Source organism: Desulfobulbus alkaliphilus (genome assembly GCF_016918545.1).
Classification (GTDB): Bacteria; Desulfobacterota; Desulfobulbia; order Desulfobulbales; family Desulfobulbaceae; genus Desulfobulbus; species Desulfobulbus alkaliphilus.
Genome location: NZ_JAFFQC010000003.1, coordinates 207,475 through 228,920, shown reverse-complemented (window position 1 = coordinate 228,920; position 21,446 = coordinate 207,475). Strand labels below are relative to the sequence as shown.

Sequence of the window (21,446 nt, the reverse complement as noted above, 5' to 3'; positions counted from 1 at the left end):
GGCGGTGCCAGAGGCACCGCCGGCCCGGCCCAGTGAGGTTGCCGGGATCAGGTATCGTCCAGGGGTTTGGCTTCGTCGATCAGCATGATCGGGATCCCGTCACGAATTTCGTAAAGCAGCCGGCAGTCCGAGCAGACGATACCGCTCAACTCTTTGTTCAATGTTACCGATCCCTTGCATTGCGGGCAGGCCAGGATTTCCAGCAGTTCTTTTTTGATCATAACGAGTGGCGACCGTGCCTTTTTAGTGTTGTTTGTGGTATGGTTGATGCATTATCTTTTTATGTTCGACCTGTGATCGGACCGCATCCGGTGGACTTGTATTCTACCGGATTGAGCCAGTGGGGTAAAGGTTCTTGGTGGTGCACTGTTCGTTCGCGTCCCGCTAGAAACGGCTTTATCCTGTCACGCTGGTGCGCTGTCAAGTGAACTCCACGGGATTTTAACTCTATCCTGAATCCATGACGGCTGGACTCACATTTTGGGTCTGTTGTGCTGTAATCAGGTTGTAAACTGCGGCGATTTTTTGCCAATTCACCTTCACCAGCTGTCCTTCGGAGCGTCCGTCCACACCCCAGCCTCACTGCCCGTACCCGTCCGATAAAGTGTACTTTAACCGAACGACCACGGACAACGATGCTGACGCCCGGCCGAATGCTCACTTATCCAGGAGTTATTGGCAGAGGTATTTTTCGATAATAATGGCAGACAGAATACCGCGTATCATGGTGGCGGTTCCCGGTGTCATGCATGCCTGTCGTTCATCCGTACCCGTAACCCTTGTTTTTTGTCGTTCAGAGAGCGTAAACCTTCACAAACATGGAACAATCGTTGAAAAGAGTCGTTGCGGTGGAAGAGGCAGTGGGCATGGTCCTGCCTCATGATATCACCGAAATCATTAAAGATGAATTTAAAGGGTGTGCCTTTAAGAAAGGACATGTCATCAAATGTGAGGATGTGGAACACCTCCGTAGGCTGGGTAAAGAGCATATTTTTGTCCTGCAGTTAAGCGGGGAGGAGATCCATGAAAACGAGGCTGCCCTGCTCATGGCCAATGCCCTGGCCGGTCCGGGGACCGAGTTTTCTCCTCAAGTCATGGAGGGCAAAGTTGCCATCAGGGCTGCGGTGGATGGTCTGTTGAAAATCAATCAGGAGTTGTTGTTGCGTTTCAATCTCCTGGGAGAGGTCATGTGCGCGACCTTGCAGAACAATACCCCGGTACAACGGGGCGAACAGGTGGCAGCGACCCGGCTGATTCCTCTGGTTGCCACCCGGCAACTGGTCGAGCGGGCAGTGGCTGTCGCGGGATCCGCTGGTGAACCAATTCTCAGTGTCGTCCCCTTGCGCAGGGTCAGAGCAGGTCTGGTCATCACCGGCAATGAAATTTTCCATGGTCGTATTGAGGACCGGTTTGAGCAGGTCCTGCGTGACAAATTGTCTCTTTTGGGCTCCGAAGTCAGCGTGGTTGAGTTTGCCCCTGATGACCCCCGCCGCATTGCCGCGGCAATCCGGAATTGTCTTGATTGCGGGGCGGAGCTGATTGTTACCTCCGGTGGCATGTCCGTGGATCCGGATGATGTAACCCGGCAGGGAATCAGGGAGGCCGGCGTTGAAGCCATAGTCTATGGAACACCGGTTCTGCCGGGGGCTATGTTTCTGGTGGGCCAGCTAGGCACGGTGCCGGTTTTTGGCTTGCCCGCATGTGGAATGTTTCATAAAATTACTGTGTTTGATCTTGTTCTTCCGCGTATTCTGACCGGAGAGTCCATCGATCGTGCCGAACTGGCGGCCCTGGGACATGGCGGACTTTGTCGGAACTGTACACCATGCCGATATCCGGTCTGTTCATTCGGCAAAGCGTGATCGCTTACCCATGCGTGGATCCGTGAGCGTGCGGACGGATGCCCCGAAAGGCGGCTGGTGAAAGGTTATTGTCAAGGATTTCACTTCAATTATAATGGTATTACAGAAAGATATACCCAAAGCAAGAGTCCGTTTGTTATGGATTCAGGCCATGGCCAGGTTGTCGATGTACCGATTCTTATCCGCGGGAATATTCTGTCCGTATCCTGTGAGACCCTGTTGAGAGGTGTGATTATGTGGAAGCGGTCTTTATGGTTTATTGTGGTTGGGCTCCTTTTATCCTGTGCCAAGGGTGAAGTCGCGCAGGCGACCACCAGACTCGATACTGCTTTTGGGATCGATGGACGGGTAGCGGTCGAAATCGGTGCCGGCAACAGTGGCCATGCGGTTGTTGTTCAGCCGGATGGTAGAATTGTGGTTGCGGGATCGACCATGATGGGAGCAACTCGTCATTTTTCCCTGGTTCGGTTCAACCGCGATGGCTCCCTGGACACCACGTTCAATGGAGAGGGAGCGGTGATCACCCCGGTTGCCAGTGGAGACAGCGAGGCTCTGGCTCTCGGGCTGCTTGCGGATGGCCGTCTCATTGCCGCCGGGTACGCGGATAACGGGATGGGGCGGGATTTCGCCCTCGTCTGTTATTTTGCCGATGGTTCCCTGGATTTGAGTTTCGGTGAAAACGGCATGGTGATCGATCCAATCGGCAATAGTCATGAAGAAATCACCGCACTTCTGATCGATTCGAAAGGAATGATCAATGCAGCCGGTTCGGTGGCGGGGACCACCGGCAGGGTCCTGGCAGTGGCACGCTATTATCCGGATGGAACACCTGATGGCGCATTTGGTGAAGGTGGTGTGAGCCTGATCGGCATAGGAGTGGACGCCACTGCCGAGGGCCTGGTCGAGGGGGTGGATGGTGGTCTGATTGTCTCCGGCTCATGCGAGGCCGATGGCTTGACAACCCTGATGCTGGTGGGCTTGACAGCCAACGGGACCATCGATTCAGGCTTCGGCAGTAATGGTGTGGCGGTTGCCGGGGGGGCCTTTTCTGCCACCGAAGGGTACGGGATGGCGGTGGACGACCAGGGACGCTTGTATCTCGCCGGCTCGACCGGTGTGATGGGTGAACGTGATGCCGCCTTGTTTCGTTTCACCTCCAGTGGCGAACCCGACCTCGGCTTTGGTGATCAGGGGGCGGTAATTACCCAGGTCAGCGAGGAGGATGATGTTCTCTACGACGTCAGCATCGGCCCGGGCGGCGCGGTGGCCAGTGGTTTCACCACGGATGGCGGCCTGCGCCGCTTTCTGTTGATCACCTACGAAGAGACCGGGCTCTCCCCCAGCCCCTCCATAACGACCTTCGATTCCGAGACGGTGCCCGCGGAGTTGGATGAGCCGACGCCAGCTCCTGCTCGGATTCAGGAGGTTCGTGTCAACGGCAATACCAGGATGCAGATCCGTGAGTTACAGGTGTATCCCTTCTTTTTCGGCTCTTCGGCGCAACATGGAACCTTGGATGTGCCGATTGCAGGTTCCGTCAATGGGTTGCAGCGGGTTTGGTCCAATATTGGCCTTCAATTCAGTAGGTTCTTGCTGTCCGAAGCCTTTGCCGCCGATGGTGACAACGGTGTATCCGGCGAGACAGGAACCGTTGTTTCCAGGATCCTCACCACCACCTTCAGTGACGGCGAGGCGGTCAGTTATGCGGTCACCACCGATGAGAACGGGCAAATCATTGTTGTCGGAACCGCCGATGGCACCGAGACGAGCCTGTTGGTCGCCGCCAGGTATGAAGCGCCGCTTGAATCCACTGCTTTCAGCAATCAGCCCGGGTATACCAATACCGCCATCACAACAAGGCCACCCACGGATGTGTCCAGGACATCAGTGGTCACGGGAGGTGAGATCAGCCCAGCCTTCGGCAGCGTAGTGACCAGGCGTGGTGTAGTCTTCAGTACCGCTCCTGATCCAGTCTACAGTGGCGGCACCGGCGGCACTGGCAACAATGGCAGTAATGGCAACGATGGCAGCAATGGCAGCGATGAAGGATCGAACGATCAGGACACCAATGAGCCGGAGGACAATGGCGCCACCTTTGCGCCCGCCCACTTCCTTGATCGCATCGGAGGTTTTCTGGTTGCTGATGCCGTCGCCGCCGCCTCGAGTACATCAGGTACCCGCTCCATATTTGCCGGGACAAATGATTCTTCTCCAAAGGACGACTTCGTTAAGGATGGAGAGACCGAAAACGGTTCCGGATACGGCAGGTTCGGTGTCCGGGTGGAAAATCTGCAACCCGGCACCATCTATTATGTCCGTGCCTATGCTCAGACCGCTGCAGGTACGGTGTATTATGGCAACCAGGAATCGTTCCGAACCGCGGACGCCTGTTTTGTGGCCACGGCCTCCTTCGGTACGGCGTTGCACCCCGGGGTTGTCATCCTGCGCGATTTTCGTGATCGTTTTCTCATCGACCATGCCGTTGGCCGATGGATGATGGATCAGTATTATGCGGTTTCCCCGTCTCTGGCTGAACGTATTGCCGCCAATACCTCGTTGCGGTCCCTTGTTCGCCTGATGCTGCTGCCCTGGATCGGATTGTCCTGGCTGCTGTTGCAGACAGGGCCCGGATCGGTGTTTTTGATTCTTGCTGGTGTTGCTGTTCTGGTCGGTCGTGTTGTTTTTCCGATTCGTGCGACAGCATGAGCCGGTAAGCCATTTGCAGGGGGAAGGTCTTCGTGGCAGAGGTTTGGCGCTGTGTTCATGGTTTTTTTTAGTATTACCTGGAATCGTGAGCGTGCGACGGACGTTTCAAAGGGCGGCTGGTGAAGGGTATTATCAAGGATTCCAATGTAATTATAATCTGATGACAGCAAGATATAGCCAACACAAGCGTCTAGCCGTCACGGTTTCAGAAAAGAGAAAAGGTATGGCGACAGGTCCGTGTTCAAGGGTGGTTGGCATCGAGGATGCGCTGCATTGTGAATTTCGGCATGCGGCTTGAAAAAGGGTGGCAGCGTGAGCATACTATTGAAAAGTAATTATTTTGCATCGGAGTAAATCAATGACCGCAACACCTGAAGAAAAAGCACCCGCACTGACCAGCGCGCAAGGTTTTACCCTGATAGAACTCATGGTGGTGATGGTGATTCTCGGCATTCTAGCCGGGCTCATTGTGCCGAGAATCATGGATAGACCCGAAGAAGCACGACGGACCAAGGCTGCTATTCAAATCCAGTCCATTGAGCAGGCCCTTAAACTCTACAAACTCGACAACGGCCAGTATCCGACAACGGAACAGGGGCTGCGTGCCCTGGTCGAACCGCCTACAGTGGGTGCCCTGCCCAGAAATTGGCGCCCTGGTGGCTATCTCGAACGGGGCAGGGTCCCCAAGGATCCCTGGGATAATGATTTTGTCTATATCAGCCCCGGCCTGCATGGTGATTTCGATTTGATTTCCTATGGACCAAATCGTCAGGCCGGCGGCGAGGGAATCAATGCGGATATCAATAACTGGGAGTTGGAATAAGTTTCCTCTTTCCAGGCAGGCAGACCGCAATGGACGGTATAGCTGCAGATCGGCAGGGTTCACCCTGCTCGAGCTGATTATAGTTATGGTTCTTGTCAGCTTGGTCGTGTCACTTGCCTTACCCAATGTCGCCGGTTTTCTGGTGACAGATCAACTCAATGTGACAGCACGCCGGTTGACGGGGTTGATCGGTCAGGCCTCGATTCTGGCCCAGCGTCGTCAGTCTCCGTACCTGCTGCGCTATGTGCCGGTCGAGCACCGATTCATCCTCGAGGCCGAAGACCCTGACGATGATCAGGAAAGAGGGAAAATACAGGGTGAGGTGCGGCTTGGCGCAACGGTTGCTGTCAGGGGGCACTGGTCCCTCTCCGGTGGGACCGGTCCAGCTGATGACCTGCTCGTCCGGTTCACAGCAAACGGATATGTAGAACCTGCCATTATCTATCTGCGCAGTGCCGGCGGCAGGGAAATATCAATGGCACTCTCACCCTTTCTCGGGACCATACAGGTGTTGGACGGGTATGTCGATCCGGAATCAACCACCATATTTCAATAAATTGCAACCATGCCTCCGGGAGAGTTCCGGATTTACCCTGCTTGAGGTGATGATCGCTGTCAGCGTTATTGCCGTGGCTCTGGTCACTTTGATTGGAGCGCAGTCGCAAAGCGTCAGTCTTGCCACCGGGGCCAGATTTGACACCGTGGCCTCCCTGTTGGCGCAGCGGAAAGTTGCTGAGCTCAATCTGGCCGAATTCAATTGGTTGATCGGTGGCGAGGGTGACTTCGACGATACCTTTTCCGGATTCACCTGGAAAACAGAGGTCAGAGAGTTAACCGATGGGGATATCGGGATCACGGGTATTGGCGGCATGCTGAAAGTCATAGACTTGACTGTTTCCTTGCGAGATGACCCGGCCCGGACCTATACTCTGCGGACCATGGTCCTGCAGACCATCGAGCCGGAATCATAACCGTGCGTAACAGCGGCTTTACCATCCTGGAAATCCTGCTGGCCATAGCTGTGCTGGGGATGGTTGTGACCATGCTCTCGCTTTCTCTGACGGCAACGCTGCGCGTGATCGATGGCACCGAACAGCAGGAAGAGGTCTTTCACCAGGCGCAGACAGCCCTGCGCAGACTGTCCGAGGATCTGGCTGGTGCCGCTCCGCACCCTGATATGGGGTTTTCCGGCATGCTCTCGGACAAAAACGGTCACAGTGCCGATACCCTGGCCTTTGTTTCCACCGCCCATCTGATTTTCAACCCCGACACCCATAAAGGGGGACCAGCGGCCATAATCTATTCAGTCAGGACCGGAGAAGGGGACAGCCGACGATTACAGCTGCTGCGCGGCGACACCATTTTGCTGCCCGGAAGCGACGTGCATACCGGAACAGGGGAGCAGGGGATGTATCTTCTTGCTGATAACCTGCGGGCAGTGCGCTTTAGATACTTTGATCGTCAGGGTCAGGAATTTGACAGCTGGAATGGAGAGGGACGATTGGATGAGGAGCAGCTGCCCCTGCCTGTGCCGGCGGCTGTGTCCTGTACCCTGGAGTTCTGGCTGGACCCTGATCGGCAAAGCGCACAAACCTTTACCACCACAGTGCTGATTCCAGCCGGAATCATCACGGCGACAGCAGCCGATGAAGACTAAACCGTTGGTCGGCAACCAGTCCGGGTTGGCCCTGGTCCTGACCCTTTTGATCATCAGCTTTCTGGTTGCGGCCACCATTCAGCTCATGGTGACCATCAACCGGCAGGTGTCCTTTTCCGCTACGCAACGCGAACAGGTGCGACTTGATGCCATGATCCTTGCCGGGGTGCACCTTGCCCGGGCGGCGCTGCTGGCAGATCAGCAGGAAAATGACTTTGATTCTCTTTTAGACAACTGGGCCGCTTTTGATCAGGAAATGCTTGCCGATTTGACTGGTGATATTGAATTGGAGATCACGGTCACCGATCTATCCGGACGCCTGCAGGTCAATGCATTGGTCCCTCAAGATTCTCCAGGTCCTTCCGCGGCCGATCAGGGCGGAAGGCAGGCAGGGCAGCAGTATCGGGAAATCTGGAAGCGTTTTCTCACCTCGGGGCGGTTTGCCATTGACAATGAAGATCAGGCCGAGGCATTGCTGGATGCACTTATGGATTGGATCGACCAGGATGATGATGAACGCCCTCAGGGGGCTGAGGAAGGCTATTATCGAGCCCAAACACCGCCCTATGGGAGTAGGAACGCCCCTGTACTCTTTTTGCAAGAGTTACTTCTGGTCAAAGGAATGACACCGAAAATACTGTACGGCGATGATGAGCACGAGGGTATTGCCGAGTACATCACCGTTGCCGGTGATGATGGCAGGATCAACCTCAATACAGCGCCATTACCGGTTATCCTGGCTGTTTTTCCTGATGTTTCTGTTGAAATGGCACAAGAATTGATGCAGTTTCGTGAGGATCCGAGACACAGAGAACTTCTTGGGACAATGGATTGGTACAGGCAGATAGACGGCTTTGCCGGAACCGGGCCAGATGACCTTCTCTGGACAGTGACCGGGCAATATTTCGGCATCACCGTGCAGGCGCGCCTGGACCAATATCGTCGGACAGGAAAAGGGGTTTTGCTCAGAGCCGAGAACCGGGAGCAGACCATGTTGCATTGGCAGGTACACTGAACTGCAGGCAAAAGGTGCAAAACGTTGCATGGGTAGAAAATCGCTGGGTATAGACATAGGGGATAGTTGGATCACCGGGGTGGTGGTTGAACAGCGGCGAAAAAAGCTGGCCATCATCGCTGCCCATGGAATTCCTCTTCCTGATGGCGGTGATACCGCACAGCATGTCCACCGGCTCTGTCAGCGGATAGGTCGGCATGACGGTAACAGTGTTTGCGGCCTGCCGCTTTCCTTGCTCAGCGTTCGCAATCTGATTCTTCCTTTCCGGGAAGCACATAAGATCGCTCAGGCTCTGCCTTTTGAACTGGAAGAGCAGCTGCTCGCCCCCATTGATAGCCTGATGGTCGATTTTTCACTGGTTGACAGCAGTGAATCCGGCGGCAGGATTGTGGCCTTCGCGCTGGAAAAAGCAGTGCTCGCCGATTTACTGACCGAAGTACAGGATACGGTGGATCTGCAGCGTATCATCCCCTCGATGGCAGCCCTTGCCGAGCAGGTGGCCCGTACGCTTCGCTCTCATTCGGAGTTTCTCCTGGTCCACGCTGATTTTTTCTCCATATCCCTGGCCCTCGTCCGTGGCGATACACCGGTTTTTTACCGGAGGCTTTCCCACCCCGAGGAAATGATTCTCCATCCCCCTTTTTTTGTTACCGAGGATCAAGTGGTGATGGGGGATCGGTCCATGGCGGAGCAATGTGTTCGTCTTTTCTGCGCCTCCCTGGAACGGAGCCTGAGTTATTACTTTCTTGAAAGCGGATCCAAACGACGTCCAGAACGGGTCATCCTCACCGGTCCTCTGGCAGAAGTAGAAGAGCTGCATCCTATGATTGCCGAAGCCCTCAATCTGCCGGTGGAAGTCCTTGTACTGCTTCCTGATCCAGAGGGAGAGACGGCCGGTCAAGCCGGCGGCACTTGGCGTACTCGTCGTTTTGACAGTGCTTTGTCTCTGGCGCTGCAGGGGTTGCGGCGAAAATCCGCCTTGAATTTCCGTAAAGACGAATTTGCCGTCAAGCGCAAGCTTTTTTCCAACAGAAGGCAGATGGTCACGGCCGGGATGGCCACTGTAGCCGTGGTGCTCTCCCTGCTTGGTTATGTCTGGTACGATTACCGCCAACTGCAGCATTCTGACCGTGTTCTCAGAGATGAAATGACGGCTGTTTTTCGCCAGACTTTCCCTGCCGTCACCACCGTGCATGAACCGTATAGAGAAATGCAGGTGGCATTGAGAAACATCGAAGGTTCGGAACCTCCGGCCCCGCTCTTTGCCAAGGATAAAAGGGTGCTGGCCCTGCTGGCCGATATCTCCGCCCGCATTCCCGAGTCCGTGGACCTGCGGGTCAGCCGGCTGGTTATCGACCGGGAGTCTGTTCTTGTCCGAGGGATTACCGACACCTTCCAGGCCGTTGATACGATGAAAAACAGTCTGATCGCTTCCCCTCGATACAGAGAGGTAGAGATTGTATCGGCAACAGCGGACATGGCAAGGAATACGAGTATTATCCGGTTTGAACTCCGATTACGGCTTGTCGAGGGATGATGCAGTTAAGTCAACGGGAAAAGATAGCAGTACGCATTGCCGCGATTTGCCTGCTGCTTTTTGTCGGCTTGCAATTCATGGTTTTTCCTTTTCTGGATAATCGAGCCCGGCTGACCCAGAGCCTGGCTGAGCGAGAAAGGTCCCTGCTTGAAATGCGACTCATGCAGCAGCGGTACGGAGAACTCAATCAGCAGAGTGATTCTCTGGCCGCTGTTCTTCTCCAGCGGGACCAGGGATTCAGCCTGTTTTCTTTTCTGGAGAAAAACGCCACGGATAGTGAGGTCAAGGAACATGTCGCCTACATGAGACCATCCCAATCCGCTGCGAATGAATTGTATCAACAAAGTATGATCGAGATGAGGCTGCAGGCTGTCAGTCTCGGGCAACTGGTCCGGTTTCTGGAAAGAACCGAGTCCCCCGAGCAACTGGTAGGGGTCGACAGGATCACAATACAGGAAAACACCCAGGAAGATGCCACCCTGGATGTGACCCTGCGGGTGGTGAGCATCGACCATGTTGCCGGAATCGAGTCCCGGTAGAGGCGGCGTGCTGATGGTGAAAAAAGCGTGTATCTGGCTGGCGGGTCGGATCAGTTATCTTCTGTACACGTTGCTGCTGCTGGTGCTGTTTTTATGGCTGTTGTTTCCGGAGGCTTCTGTACAGCGTTTGTCTGTACGTGCTTTAAACACCCTGTCGCCAAACATGACCTGGCAAATGGACTCAGCGGCTCTGCGTCTGCCAGGTACACTGATTTTTGCTGCGATGACGGGATATAATGCTGATGAGGCTCGGCAAACCCTGGTTCGAGTTGATACCTTGCAACTTCAACCTAAACCGCTCATGAGCCTGCGCACCGGAGAACCGCAGGCAGCCTACCATCTTCACCTGGCTGGAGGAACAGTATCCGGAACCCTGATCCTGGAGAGAGACGGTTGGCTCCGCTTAACAGGAACCGTCGAAAAGGTGCAGCTTGCGGATATCAAGGTCTGGGAGCCCTCCCTGCAGCGGACAGTGGAGGGAGAGCTTTCCGGATCTTTTACCGGCAGACTACGAACTCAAGGGGCGGATATCCAGGAAATGCGCGGCAACCTGCGACTGGAGAACGGTCAAGTCGAGTTGAAGCGGCCCATTCTCAAGCATCAATGGTTCCCTTTCGACCGGGTCACCATGGAAGTGGAGTCCCATGGCGACGGGATCCGGATCGAAGCCGGGCAAATTGATTCAGTCTTTTTCAGCGGTCACTTCACGGGTGAGGCAAGAATCCGCTCTCCTTTGCAACAAAGTCAGCTGGATTTTCACGGCACCCTGCAGCCGCGGCCCGGTTTTTTCAGCAGGGTGAACAATGCTGTTGTACTGGAAGCCGTCCGCAACCGGCTTAGAGACCGGGAACTGCCGTTTCTGCTTTCCGGAGAAGTTGGCGATCCCGGAATCCATTTCCATGAATTTTCCATGCTTTTCGAAGCACTGGAACAGGAGTTGTAAACGATTGTGGTGTACGTTCTTGGTCGCATGGCACTCATTGCCCTCCTGGTTTATGTTGGAGTCAACATCTGGTATGGGCGGGTCATCGAGAGGCTGGATGGAATGATTCCTGCAACCACAGTGCGGCAGGCCACGTCCGTGCCAATCCGGACCCCGGATGAGCCGGTGGCGGCGATTACTGACTACCAGGTCATTTTCGAGCGGAATATTTTCAAGGCTGCATTGGAGGCGGGCGAGCAACCCGTTGCCACCCAGATGTTGTCCGCGCTGGACGCACTCGAGGAGACATCGATGCAGTTATCCCTGCTGGGCACGGTTTCCGGTAGTGTTGAAGATGCGCGCGCCATTATCCGTGACGAATTAACCCGGCAGGAAAACATGTATCGGGTCGGTGGAACGCTCCAGGGAGCGGTCATTACCAGGATCGAGCGGGGCAGGGTGGTTCTTCTGGTCGACGGCAATGAAGAGATTCTCAATATCAAGGATCCGCAACGAGATCAAACCACCTCACCATCAAGATCAGTTGACAGGCGTTATCCCGGGCTTGAGCAGGAGCAGATGGTTGAACGGCAGGTTCCGGAGGCCCTGCCCCGTCGCCGTATTCAATTTCGTGCCGACGCCGCGGCCATGCCCGAGCAGGTCGATGTCGACGTTGCCCTGCCCGGCACGGATCCGGATGGAGAAAGATCGCTGCAGGAGGATGGTTCCATGCAGTAACCATGCACCGGCCGCAGAGGACCGCGGGCAATGCAGGAGAAGGGCAAACCACCCGGTTCCAACCACCCCGTGATTGGTTGCTATCGCGGAGCCCGCGCGTGCTGATGAGCACATACGGAAAAAGAGAGGTCACATGGTAATAGAAACAAATCCTCCTGATGTGGACAAGGGTATGAAAGGTTTTGTCTACGGTACGATCATCCTGTTGTTCGCGGTGTTGGTTCTTCCTGGTAACAGGGCAACGTTATCGGCGGCTGAGAACAACCTCTCGATCGTCCGGCCGGAAGGGATGGTCCAGCGATACGTCACCATCGATTTCAATGATGTCGATATCAACCTGTTTATCAAATATATCAGCGAATTGACCAGGAAGAACTTTATTGTCGACCGGGAAGTTCAGGGGAAAGTGACCATCATTTCACCCACCCGTATATCCGAGGATGAAGCCTATCGGGTCTTTGAGTCGGTTCTTGAGGTGCACGGTTTTGCCACCGTGCCCAGTGGTTCGGTGATTAAAATCGTCCCCGCGGTCCATGCCCGGACAAAAAGTATTGCCACCCTCCTGGAAGATGACAGAATGTTGCCGCAAGATCAGGTTGTCACCCAGGTCATCACCCTTCGATATGCGGGTGCCGAAGAGGTGAGGAATATGCTGACACCGCTGGTTTCGAGAACCGCGGTCATGGTCACCCACGCCCGATCGGATATCCTCATTATTACTGACTTCCACTCGAATATCCTGCGCCTGATGGAGATTATCAGAGCTGTTGACATCCCCCATGAGGAAGAGGAACTGGCGCTGATCTCCCTTCAGCATGCCTCGGTGGAAAGTGTGTCGCAAGCTATTGGTCAGCTGTTTGTTGCCTCACCCCAGGTTCCCGGCCGCCGGCCGGAGACGATCCGGATCATCCCATTTGAACGTACCAACGACCTGATTGTCTTTGCCTCCAGGGCGACGATCGAACAGATCCGTGAGTTGACTGCTGAGCTGGACACCGAGGTGCCCAGGGGAGAGGGCAATCTGCGGGTAATCTATCTGCAGCATGCCAATGCCGAGGAAATGGTCAAGGTGTTGATGGATCTTCCCGATGATCAGAGCCATGCCGCCGGGACCAATGTGGCTTCCGCCGCACCGGCCATCAGCCGAGCTGTGAAGATTCTTGCCGATGTGGAGACCAACTCCTTGATCCTCACCGGTCCGCGGGATGAATACATATTGGTGGAAGAAGTGATCAGGATGCTGGATATTCCCCGACGGATGGTCTACCTGGAAGCCCTGATCATGGAGGTGCAGGTCAACAAGGACTTTAACATCGGTGTCCAGTGGGGAGGCGGCGGTTCCTTTGCCGATGAGACCGGGACCTTGGTGGGTGGTTTCAGCGGCAGCGCCGCCACACCGTATAATGTCCTCCAGGGGATGACGGCGGACCCACCGATTCTGCCCGGCGGATTCACCATGGGGGTGCTGCGCCAAGGCATTGAAATCGGTGGCGTGTATTTTCCCAATCTGGGCGCCGTGGTCAATGCCTTCAAGTTCGATAGTGACGTCAATGTCATTGCCACGCCTCAGATCCTGACCACGGACAATAAACAGGCTTTCATCAAAGTTGGTGAGAACGTACCCTACATCACCAGCAGGCATACCACCGATGCCCTCCAGGATTATACGAACTTTGAATACAAAGATGTGGCCACCACCCTGACCATTACTCCGCAGATCAACCAGGCGGAAGTGATCCGGCTGGAAATTGGCGTTGAGGTCATCAAGCTCAAGGATTTCAACGAAGGAAATCCTACCACCTTCACCAGGACCGCCGACACCACGGTGGTGGTCCATAACAAGAACACCGTGGTCATCGGCGGCATGATCGGCGAGGATACCACCAGCGGTGAATACAAGGTCCCTTTGCTGGGGGATATTCCCCTGTTGGGCTGGCTGTTTAAATCACGGAGCAACAATCAGCAGAAAACCAATCTTTTTATTTTTATCACCCCGCATATTGTTGAAAATCCAGCTGAACTGGCTGAATTGTATTACAGGAAACGCGACGTGATGGAACGCGTGCACAGGGAGCCAGGAGATATTGCCGATCAGTTTTTTTACCCTGTCGCCAACCCGGCACATAGTATCGCCCTTTCTGATATCGGTTTTGCCAGGCTGCAACAGAACGACCTTATCCGGGCCAGGGAATATTTTCAGCAGGCCCTGACGATTGATCCGGACAACAGTGCGGCTTTAATCAACATGGGTCTTCTTTATGAACGGGAGGGAAATGTCCGCGAAGCCGAGGTGTTGTATCGCCGGGTTGAGGCTCTGTCCACGCTTGCGACCGAAGCAGAAAACGGAGAGGTGGTCGTGGACCCGTCAATCGAGGCCGCCCGGGACAACCTTCACCGCCTGCGGCAGCAGATGGAATCACAGTGAGTGAGCCCGTGGTGGTACAGAGACTGAATACCAACAGCAGGTCCTTTGCGAATTCCAGGTGGCAGGATGCGTTCACTGGGTGAGATACTTCGCGAATCCTATGGGGTTTCGGAAGCGGCTATTGATGCCGCCCTGGTCGTCCAGCAGGAAAAAGGAGGGCGGATCGGCGAGATCCTGGTGCAGCAGCGCAAGATCAACGAGCACGATCTGCTCGGGGCCCGTAGTCTGCAATGCGGCTTGGAGATTGTCCACAGCCTGCCCACGGATATCGATCCTTTTTTTGTTCAGCATGTTTCCATCGGTTTTCTTAAAAAATTCAAGATGATTCCGGTGGCTACTCCCAGGGAGTCCTATATCGCTCTGGCCGAACCGATGTATTTTCAGCAGGCCGATGATCTGCAACGTCGTCTTCATTGGGACGGGATCAGAGTCATGCTGGCACCACAGAATGAAATCTTTGTGGCCATCAATGCGGCCTATGACATGACCCGGCAGGATGTTGCGGATCAGGTTATGCAGGATGTGGGCGAAGAGGATCCGGAAAGCATTCTTTCCGAAATCGAGGAAACCGCTGATTTACTCGACGACACCAGTGACGCCCCGGTGATCAAGCTGGTCAACCTGGTCCTTTCCCAGGCGGTACGCGACAATGCCAGTGACATCCATATTGAATCCTACAAGGATCGGGTCAAAATCCGCAAAAGGGTCGACGGAATTCTCTACGACATGTACTCGCCCCCCCGGCATGTCCAGGGAAAACTGGTGTCCAGGGTCAAGATCATGGCGAAAATGGATATCGCCGAAAAGAGACTCCCCCAGGATGGCAGGATCGAAATCCGTATTGCCGATAGAAACATTGATATCCGGGTGTCAACACTGCCGACCTCCTTTGGCGAACGGGTGGTCATGCGCCTGCTTGATAAATCCAGCAGTCTGGTTCGCCTTGAGGATCTGGGTCTTTCCAGAGAGGACCTGCAGCACTTCATGCGCATCATCAAGGCGCCCCATGGGATTATTCTGGTGACCGGACCGACCGGAAGCGGGAAAACAACCACCCTCTATTCGGCCTTGGGTGTGCTCAACAGTCCTGATATCAATATCATCACCATCGAAGACCCGATTGAATATCAAATGAATGGTATCAGTCAGATGCAGGTCAATCCCAAAATCGGCCTGAATTTTGCCAACGGCTTGCGCACCATTGTCCGCCAGGATCCGGACGTGATCCTGGTCGGTGAGATCCGGGACATGGAAACCGCTGAAATAGCCATTCAATCAGCCTTGACCGGTCACCTGGTGTTTTCCACCCTGCATACCAATGATGCGGCCAGTGCCATTACCCGATTGATAGATATGGGGGTGGAGCCATTTCTGGTCTCTTCTTCAGTCAACGCCATCATGGCACAAAGGCTGGTCCGCAAGATCTGTCCGCACTGCCGGGAGTCGTATGTTCCTTCGATGGAGTACCTCAAGCAGGTGGGGATATCGCCGGTTAAATTCGCTGACCGCAATCTGTTTCGCGGTGTCGGATGTCCCGATTGCCTGCACACCGGGTACAAGGGTCGGATCGGCATTTTTGAGCTGATGACGCTCACTCCGGCGATGAAGAGTCTCATTCTGACCACTTCCGACGCTGGTCAGATCAAGAAACAGGCACTCTCCTCCCTGGCCACCGGCATGATAACCCTGCGCCAGGACGGACTGCGCAAGGTGCTGGCCGGGCTGACTACCCTGGAAGAAGTGTTCCGGGTTACCTGATCGTAACCGATCATGGGGTTTGTAACTCCTGAATCCGTGAGCGTACGTCCGTGCGTCAGCTTCGTTGTTCGTGGCCGTTCGATTAAAGTAAACTTTATCGGACGGTTACGGGCAATGAAGATGGCGTACGGACGGATGCCCCGAAGGGCGGCTGGTGAAAGGTGTTGTCAAGGGCTCAGCTGCAATTATAATATAATTACAACGAGATATATCCGAAAAAAGATTCCAGCCGTCACGGATTCAGGTAACTGTCTGGTTGATCACGCTCCTGTGCTGTAAACGGTCACAGGTGCCCCAGGTTTGTGCAGAGAAGGTTGTCCGCTATAGCCCTTCTATGCGTGCAGCCGCGTCTGTGCAAAGATGGGGTGCCTGTGATCGTTTACTACCTGATCAGCTGGTTCATCTCGAAAATGGGCAGCAGAATGGAAATGACGATGAAGCTGACCACCAGGCCCATGGAGAGAATCATGACCGGTTCGATCATGGAGGTCATGGCCAGAATTTTTGACTCCACTTCCTTCTCATAGCTGTCAGCGGCCTTGGCCAGCATTTTGTCCAGGGAACCACTCTGCTCTCCCACGGCGATCATTTGCACCAACATGGGCGGAAACCATAAGTTTCCTTGAAGAAAATTGGACAGACTCTTACCTTTTTCCAATTCGCCGCAGGCTTCTTCAATAAGTTCAGCAAGGACAACATTGTCGACGATATTTTTAACGATGTGCAGTGCGGTGATCAGGGGAACCCCGGACTGGAGCAGGCTGGCCAGGGTACGACCGAAACGGGCGGAGGCGGTTTTGATGGTGAGGTCCCTGAAACCCGGAAGCGTCAGTTTGATCTGATCCCAGCGCCTTTTACCGGTGGCGGTGCCGATATGCCAGCGGGTTGCTATTGCCGCGGCCCCCAGGATGAGGAGCAGTGCCCACCAGAATTGTTTGAAAAAAGAACTGGCTGTGATCAACATGCGGGTCGGCAGCGGAAGAATCTGCTGGCTGCCGGCAAAGACCGAGGTGATGCTGGGGACGATGAAAGTAATGAGCAGGAAGAGGACGGCAAGGGAGATCACAGCCATGAACAGGGGATAGAGCATGGCTGCCCTGATGCGAGCGAACAGGGCGTGTTCATTTTCGCCGAACTCGGCCAGTCGTTCAAGGACCACGTCCAGGGAGCCGGAGGCCTCTCCGGCCCGGACCATATTGACATAGATTCTGGAAAAAAGGTCGGGATGATCCGACAGGGCCGCGGTGAGAGAATTCCCTTCGTTGACGGTATCCTTGATCTGAGCGAGGATGGTTTTGAAAGAGCGGTTGGTGGTCTGTTCGATCAAGCCATTGAGTGCCGGCACCAGTGGAATACCGGCACCGAGCAGGGTCGCCAGTTGTCGGGTGGCGACATGGATATCCTGGGGTTTGACCCGTTTGCCCAGTTGCATCGAGAAAAACGGGGTCTTGGCGGCGCGGGCCGCTCTGGCCGAAGTTTCGCTGATCGTCACCGGGTAGTTGCCCTGGCCGCGGATTTTCTGTCGTGCCGCGCTCAGCGAATCAGCGTCGATGATCCCTTTGAGTTTCTTTCCTGCCTTGTTCAAGGCTGTGAATTCATAGACCGGCATGGAAAAAGGGAAGGCCATGGATGGGCGGTTGAGGAAAAAAAAATGTCGTATCCATTGCGGTGGCCATATGGTGTGCTAAGATAAGCGGCCGATCCGGGCGGAGGTCCGTCCTTTGTCCACTCGGCCTGCAGTCAGGCGCTGTTTTTTTTCTCTTGTTCGTCCAGGCATTGAGAAATACAGGAGGCACAGTTGGAGCGGGTTGTGCCCCGGGTGCAGTAGTTCGCAAACCCACTGATCAGGTCCTTGCCGCCACGGGGACAGATTTCCAGAAATTTGATGAAATGAACCATCCGGTCGATGATTTCCGGGGGGGCTGTATGCTCTATTTTGCAGGCGCCATCTTCGGCAACAGCATCATCAATGGCGAGGACATCGGTGAAAAATTTTTTGAGTGCATTATGGCGGCGAATCACATCTTCCGCAACCTCACGCCCTACATCGGTCATGGTGATGACTTCATAGGGCGCATAATTGATCAGCCCTCGTTTGGACAGGGCACGCAGCGCCTCTGTCACCGAGGCGCCACTGACGTTGAGGCGGGCCGAGATATCTTTGCCTCTGGCCACCTGTTTCACGGTAATAATATGGTAAATTGCCTCGATGTAATCTTCAAGACTGGCACTGAGCTGAGGTGATTCGGTCACGTCGTTTCTCCAGGATGCTGATATGTCCTCTTTATTTCCTTAATAGGTCCCTCCCCTGCCTCTTACGGGTTGCGCCAGGCATGGGGTGGTCCGGATGAGGTGCCAATGGTCGGGACGGTTCTGCCTTGTCTGCGGTGATGCCTGCAGATGACCGGGTGGAGCATTGGTGCATATGTTTAATTTTTGCATGTATCTTCAATATGATACAACTTGAAACCTTGGGCGTCAAGGAGAATGTCGCATCTTCCTGAATCCTTGAGCGAACGTCTCGAAAGGCGGCTGGTGAAGGGTATTCTCAAGGATTCCACTGCAATTATAATCTGCTTACAGCAAGATATATTCAAAACAAGCGTCCAGTCGTTACGGATTGAGGATCTTTTCCCCCATCCTTTCCAGCCAGGAGAGCTATGCTGCAGGAACTTCGTGTACACAACCTCGCGCTGATCGACAGCCTGCATCTCGATCTAGCCGACATGAAAACCGGGTTGATCGTCTTCACCGGAGAGACCGGCGCGGGAAAATCCATCATCCTCCAATCAATCAACCTGCTCACCGGCGGCAGGGGAACAGCCGCATGGATCCGCGGAGATTGCGGGCAGGCCGGTATTGAGGCACTTTTTTCGGTTCGTCCGGATCACGCGGAGATGCAGGCCCTGCTCAATGATCACGCCCTGATCAACGGCTCGCATTGCCTTGTCCGTCGCATCCTCAGCCGGGAAGGGCGATCGCGGTTGTTTATCAACGATCAGTCGGTGACCACCCGTCTGGCCGGTGCAGTGACGGCCGGGCTGATCAATGTTGCCAGCCAGCACGATCATCAGCAGTTACTGAGCCCCCGGCATCACCTCGACTATCTTGATGATTATGGCGAGCTGCATGAGCTTCGGCAGCGGTTTACCCGCTTGTTCCGCCGCTGGCAGCAGACCTCCTCGCAATTGCGGGATTTGCGTGAGAAGGAACAGGACAAGGAACAGCAGCGGGACTATCTTCGCTTTCAGCTTGATGAAATCAACAGGGCCAATATCACCGTGGGGGAAGAGGAGCAGTTGTCTCAGGAGCGTGATCGATTGAAAGCTTCGGATACCCTCATTCGGCTGGTGGGTGCTTCCAGGCGGATGCTTGCCGAGGCAGTGACAGGATCTCTGGTGGAAATCAGGAAAAATATGGAGCAGGCTGCAGTTCATGATGCGGAACTGTTGCCACTGGCGGAGAGAATTGGTTCCGTCGGGTTTGAATTGGAGGATCTGGATTCGCTGCTCCGCAGATACCTCGACGCCGTCCCAGTGGATCCTGCCCGTCTTGAGATCATTTCAGGTCGCCTGGCTGAACTGAAACAGCTGCGAAGAAAATACGGCGCTACTCTGGAAGATGTGCTTGCTTTCGCCAGAGCAGCGGAAACGGATCTCGCCCGCCTGGATAGTCTTGAGGAAGAAATTGGTCGGGTGGAACGCAAGGCAGAGGAGATTTCCACCGAGGCCGTGCTCAGAGCGGCGGAACTGACCCAGGCGCGTCGGGAGACCGCAACCAGAATGGCGGCGGCCATGGAAAGAGAGCTGGTGTCGCTCAGTTTTTCCCAGGCGGTTTTTCAGGTTCGGGTCTCGGAGCCAGAGGAACTGGGTATGGAAGGGATGCAGAGTACCGGGCGGGACATTGTCGAGTTTTTCTTTTCCGCCAACCCTGGTATCCCGCCACAACCACTGGCCAGGATTGTTTCCGGTGGCGAGCTGTCGCGGTTGATGCTGGCGATGAAATGTCTGCTGGCACGGAAGGATCAGGTGGACACGGTGATTTTTGACGAGGTCGATGCCGGAATCGGTGGCCAGGCCGCGGAGGCTGTGGCGGAAAAAATCAGTGAACTGGCCGGCCATCATCAGGTGCTGTGCATTACCCATTTACCTCAGATAGCCGCCTGCGCCGATCTGCATTTCAAGGTCGAAAAAAGGGTCGAACATGGTCTCACCCAGACGATGATCCATGCCCTGGAGTCACGGCAGCGAGTGGAAGAGTTGGCCCGGATGCTGGGTGGAGCGACGCCAACAGCACAAACGCTGAAGTATGCTCAAGAGTTGATGACACGTAAGGCCAGAGGAGGCCGGTCGTGAAGCCATGTACGGCACTGGCCCTGTTCTCCGGCGGGCTGGATTCCATCCTGGCCTGCCGGGTGATTGCCGACCAGGGAATTCGGGTCATTGGTCTCAAATTCGTCACCCCCTTTTTCGATTATGAGCTGCTTGACCGTCGGCAGGAGTATACGCGGGCCATGCAGCAACAATATAGCATCGAGGTTGAGGTTATCGACCTGAGCGAACCCTATTTGCGCATGCTCGCCCAACCTGCGCATGGTTTTGGCAAGCACTTCAACCCCTGCATTGACTGCAAGATACTTATGCTGGTTCGGGCCCGTGAACTCCTTGAGTCGTACGGGGCATCCTTCCTGATAACAGGAGAAGTCCTGGGGCAGCGGCCGATGTCACAGCGGCGGGATACTCTGCAGGTGATCGAACGTGATTCCGGTTGCACAGGTCTGCTGCTCCGGCCCCTGAGTGCCGGTCTGCTACCGCCTACTCTGGCGGAGCAGAATGGCCTGGTTGACCGAGATCGGCTGTATACCTTTTCCGGAAGAGGCCGGCGGGAGCAACACGAGTTGGCCGCGAAATTAGGGATCACCGGGTATCCTGCCCCGGCGGGCGGCTGCATGCTCACCGATCCTAACCTGGCGCCCCGGATCAGGAAGTATATAAAGGACAGGGACAGTGAGAGCAACGAAGCGCAGGCAGTGGAGGATATCCGATTGCTGGTCACGGGGCGCCAGTTTCGCCTCCAAGAGGACATCTGGTTTGTTATCGGTCGTGACGAACGGGAAAACAACCAGCTGGAAGCGATGCGGCAGCCGGAGGACTGGCTGCTGCGCATGACGCGACGACCAGGGCCACTGGGACTGGTGCGGCAGGGTGAAAAGCTGCTGGCCGATGCAGCTCGGGAAGAGGAAATTCTGCCCCTCTTGGCCGGAATCATCATCCGGTACGGGAAAAAGATCGAGGGAAAACTACCCGAAGCCGAAGTGACCATCGATAAGGGCAGCAAAACCCTCACCCGTCGTTTTGCCCCGCTTACTGATGACGAAATCCTGAATCCGTGAACGCCCCAAAGGGCGGCTAATGGAAGATATTGTCAAATATTCCTCTGCAATTATAAAATGATTACAGCAGGA

Annotated in this window: 18 protein-coding genes; 15 read left to right on the top strand and 3 right to left on the bottom strand. The window is 55.0% G+C overall.

The window, feature by feature from the left end:
• Positions 1–47: 47 nt before the first annotated feature.
• Positions 48–221 carry a Trm112 family protein gene (locus JWG43_RS03120; RefSeq protein ID WP_205241346.1) on the bottom strand — a complete coding sequence of 58 codons (174 nt, stop codon included), beginning with the start codon at positions 219–221 and terminating at the stop codon, positions 48–50.
• Positions 222–830: 609 nt separating this feature from the next.
• Here JWG43_RS03120 and JWG43_RS03115 point away from each other — a divergent pair.
• The 13 genes from JWG43_RS03115 to gspE all read left to right on the top strand — a co-directional run bounded on the left by JWG43_RS03115 (position 831) and on the right by gspE (position 15,982).
• Positions 831–1,862: a molybdopterin-binding protein gene (locus tag JWG43_RS03115; RefSeq protein WP_205241345.1), complete on the top strand. Its 1,032-nt coding sequence runs from the start codon at positions 831–833 to the stop codon at positions 1,860–1,862.
• Positions 1,863–2,000: 138 nt separating this feature from the next.
• The gene (locus tag JWG43_RS03110; RefSeq protein ID WP_205241344.1) at positions 2,001–4,568 is read left to right on the top strand and encodes a delta-60 repeat domain-containing protein; all 2,568 of its coding nucleotides are present in this window, start codon (positions 2,001–2,003) and stop codon (positions 4,566–4,568) included.
• A 358-nt stretch (positions 4,569–4,926) separates the two neighbouring features.
• Positions 4,927–5,391, top strand: a complete 465-nt coding sequence (gene gspG / locus JWG43_RS03105; RefSeq protein WP_205241343.1) for a type II secretion system major pseudopilin GspG — start codon at positions 4,927–4,929, stop codon at positions 5,389–5,391.
• Positions 5,324–5,947 carry a prepilin-type N-terminal cleavage/methylation domain-containing protein gene (locus JWG43_RS03100; RefSeq protein ID WP_371925143.1) on the top strand — a complete coding sequence of 208 codons (624 nt, stop codon included), beginning with the start codon at positions 5,324–5,326 and terminating at the stop codon, positions 5,945–5,947. The genes gspG and JWG43_RS03100 overlap by 68 nt, the downstream gene beginning before the upstream one ends.
• Positions 5,913–6,362, top strand: coding sequence for a type IV pilus modification PilV family protein (locus JWG43_RS03095; protein ID WP_205241341.1), 450 nt, complete (start codon positions 5,913–5,915; stop codon positions 6,360–6,362). Before JWG43_RS03100 ends, JWG43_RS03095 begins: the two co-directional genes overlap by 35 nt.
• Positions 6,363–6,364: 2 nt before the next feature.
• Entirely contained in the window at positions 6,365–7,048 is a 684-nt protein-coding gene (locus JWG43_RS03090; protein WP_205241340.1) for a prepilin-type N-terminal cleavage/methylation domain-containing protein, read from the top strand.
• Positions 7,038–8,063 (top strand): type II secretion system minor pseudopilin GspK, encoded by a 1,026-nt coding sequence (gspK, locus tag JWG43_RS03085; RefSeq protein WP_205241339.1) that lies wholly within the window; start codon positions 7,038–7,040, stop codon positions 8,061–8,063. Before JWG43_RS03090 ends, gspK begins: the two co-directional genes overlap by 11 nt.
• Positions 8,064–8,091: 28 nt before the next feature.
• Positions 8,092–9,600: a type II secretion system protein GspL gene (gene gspL / locus JWG43_RS03080; RefSeq protein ID WP_205241338.1), complete on the top strand. Its 1,509-nt coding sequence runs from the start codon at positions 8,092–8,094 to the stop codon at positions 9,598–9,600.
• Complete coding sequence (locus JWG43_RS03075) at positions 9,597–10,139, top strand: type II secretion system protein M (RefSeq protein WP_205241337.1); 543 nt, start codon at positions 9,597–9,599, stop codon at positions 10,137–10,139. The genes gspL and JWG43_RS03075 overlap by 4 nt, the downstream gene beginning before the upstream one ends.
• A gap of 13 nt (positions 10,140–10,152) precedes the next feature.
• Positions 10,153–11,082, top strand: coding sequence for a type II secretion system protein GspN (gene gspN, locus JWG43_RS03070; RefSeq protein WP_205241336.1), 930 nt, complete (start codon positions 10,153–10,155; stop codon positions 11,080–11,082).
• 6 nt (positions 11,083–11,088) lie between these two features.
• Positions 11,089–11,799: a type II secretion system protein N gene (locus JWG43_RS03065; protein ID WP_205241335.1), complete on the top strand. Its 711-nt coding sequence runs from the start codon at positions 11,089–11,091 to the stop codon at positions 11,797–11,799.
• 133 nt (positions 11,800–11,932) lie between these two features.
• On the top strand, positions 11,933–14,224 hold the full coding sequence (gene gspD / locus JWG43_RS03060) for a type II secretion system secretin GspD (RefSeq protein WP_205241334.1): 2,292 nt from the start codon (positions 11,933–11,935) through the stop codon (positions 14,222–14,224).
• Positions 14,225–14,290: 66 nt separating this feature from the next.
• A complete protein-coding gene (gene gspE, locus JWG43_RS03055) occupies positions 14,291–15,982 on the top strand; it encodes a type II secretion system ATPase GspE (protein WP_205241333.1) in 1,692 nt (563 codons plus the stop codon).
• A 382-nt stretch (positions 15,983–16,364) separates the two neighbouring features.
• Here the strand turns inward: gspE and gspF are convergent, their stop codons facing one another.
• Both gspF and JWG43_RS20020 read right to left on the bottom strand, forming a co-directional pair.
• Entirely contained in the window at positions 16,365–17,609 is a 1,245-nt protein-coding gene (gspF, locus tag JWG43_RS03050) for a type II secretion system inner membrane protein GspF (RefSeq protein WP_240193336.1), read from the bottom strand.
• 113 nt (positions 17,610–17,722) lie between these two features.
• Positions 17,723–18,235, bottom strand: coding sequence for an iron dependent repressor, metal binding and dimerization domain protein (locus JWG43_RS20020; protein ID WP_205241332.1), 513 nt, complete (start codon positions 18,233–18,235; stop codon positions 17,723–17,725).
• 407 nt (positions 18,236–18,642) lie between these two features.
• Between JWG43_RS20020 and recN the strand changes: the two genes are divergently transcribed.
• On the top strand, positions 18,643–20,337 hold the full coding sequence (gene recN, locus JWG43_RS03040; protein WP_205241331.1) for a DNA repair protein RecN: 1,695 nt from the start codon (positions 18,643–18,645) through the stop codon (positions 20,335–20,337).
• Positions 20,334–21,374 (top strand): thiamine biosynthesis protein, encoded by a 1,041-nt coding sequence (locus tag JWG43_RS03035; protein WP_205241330.1) that lies wholly within the window; start codon positions 20,334–20,336, stop codon positions 21,372–21,374. Before recN ends, JWG43_RS03035 begins: the two co-directional genes overlap by 4 nt.
• The last annotated feature ends 72 nt before the right edge of the window (positions 21,375–21,446 follow it).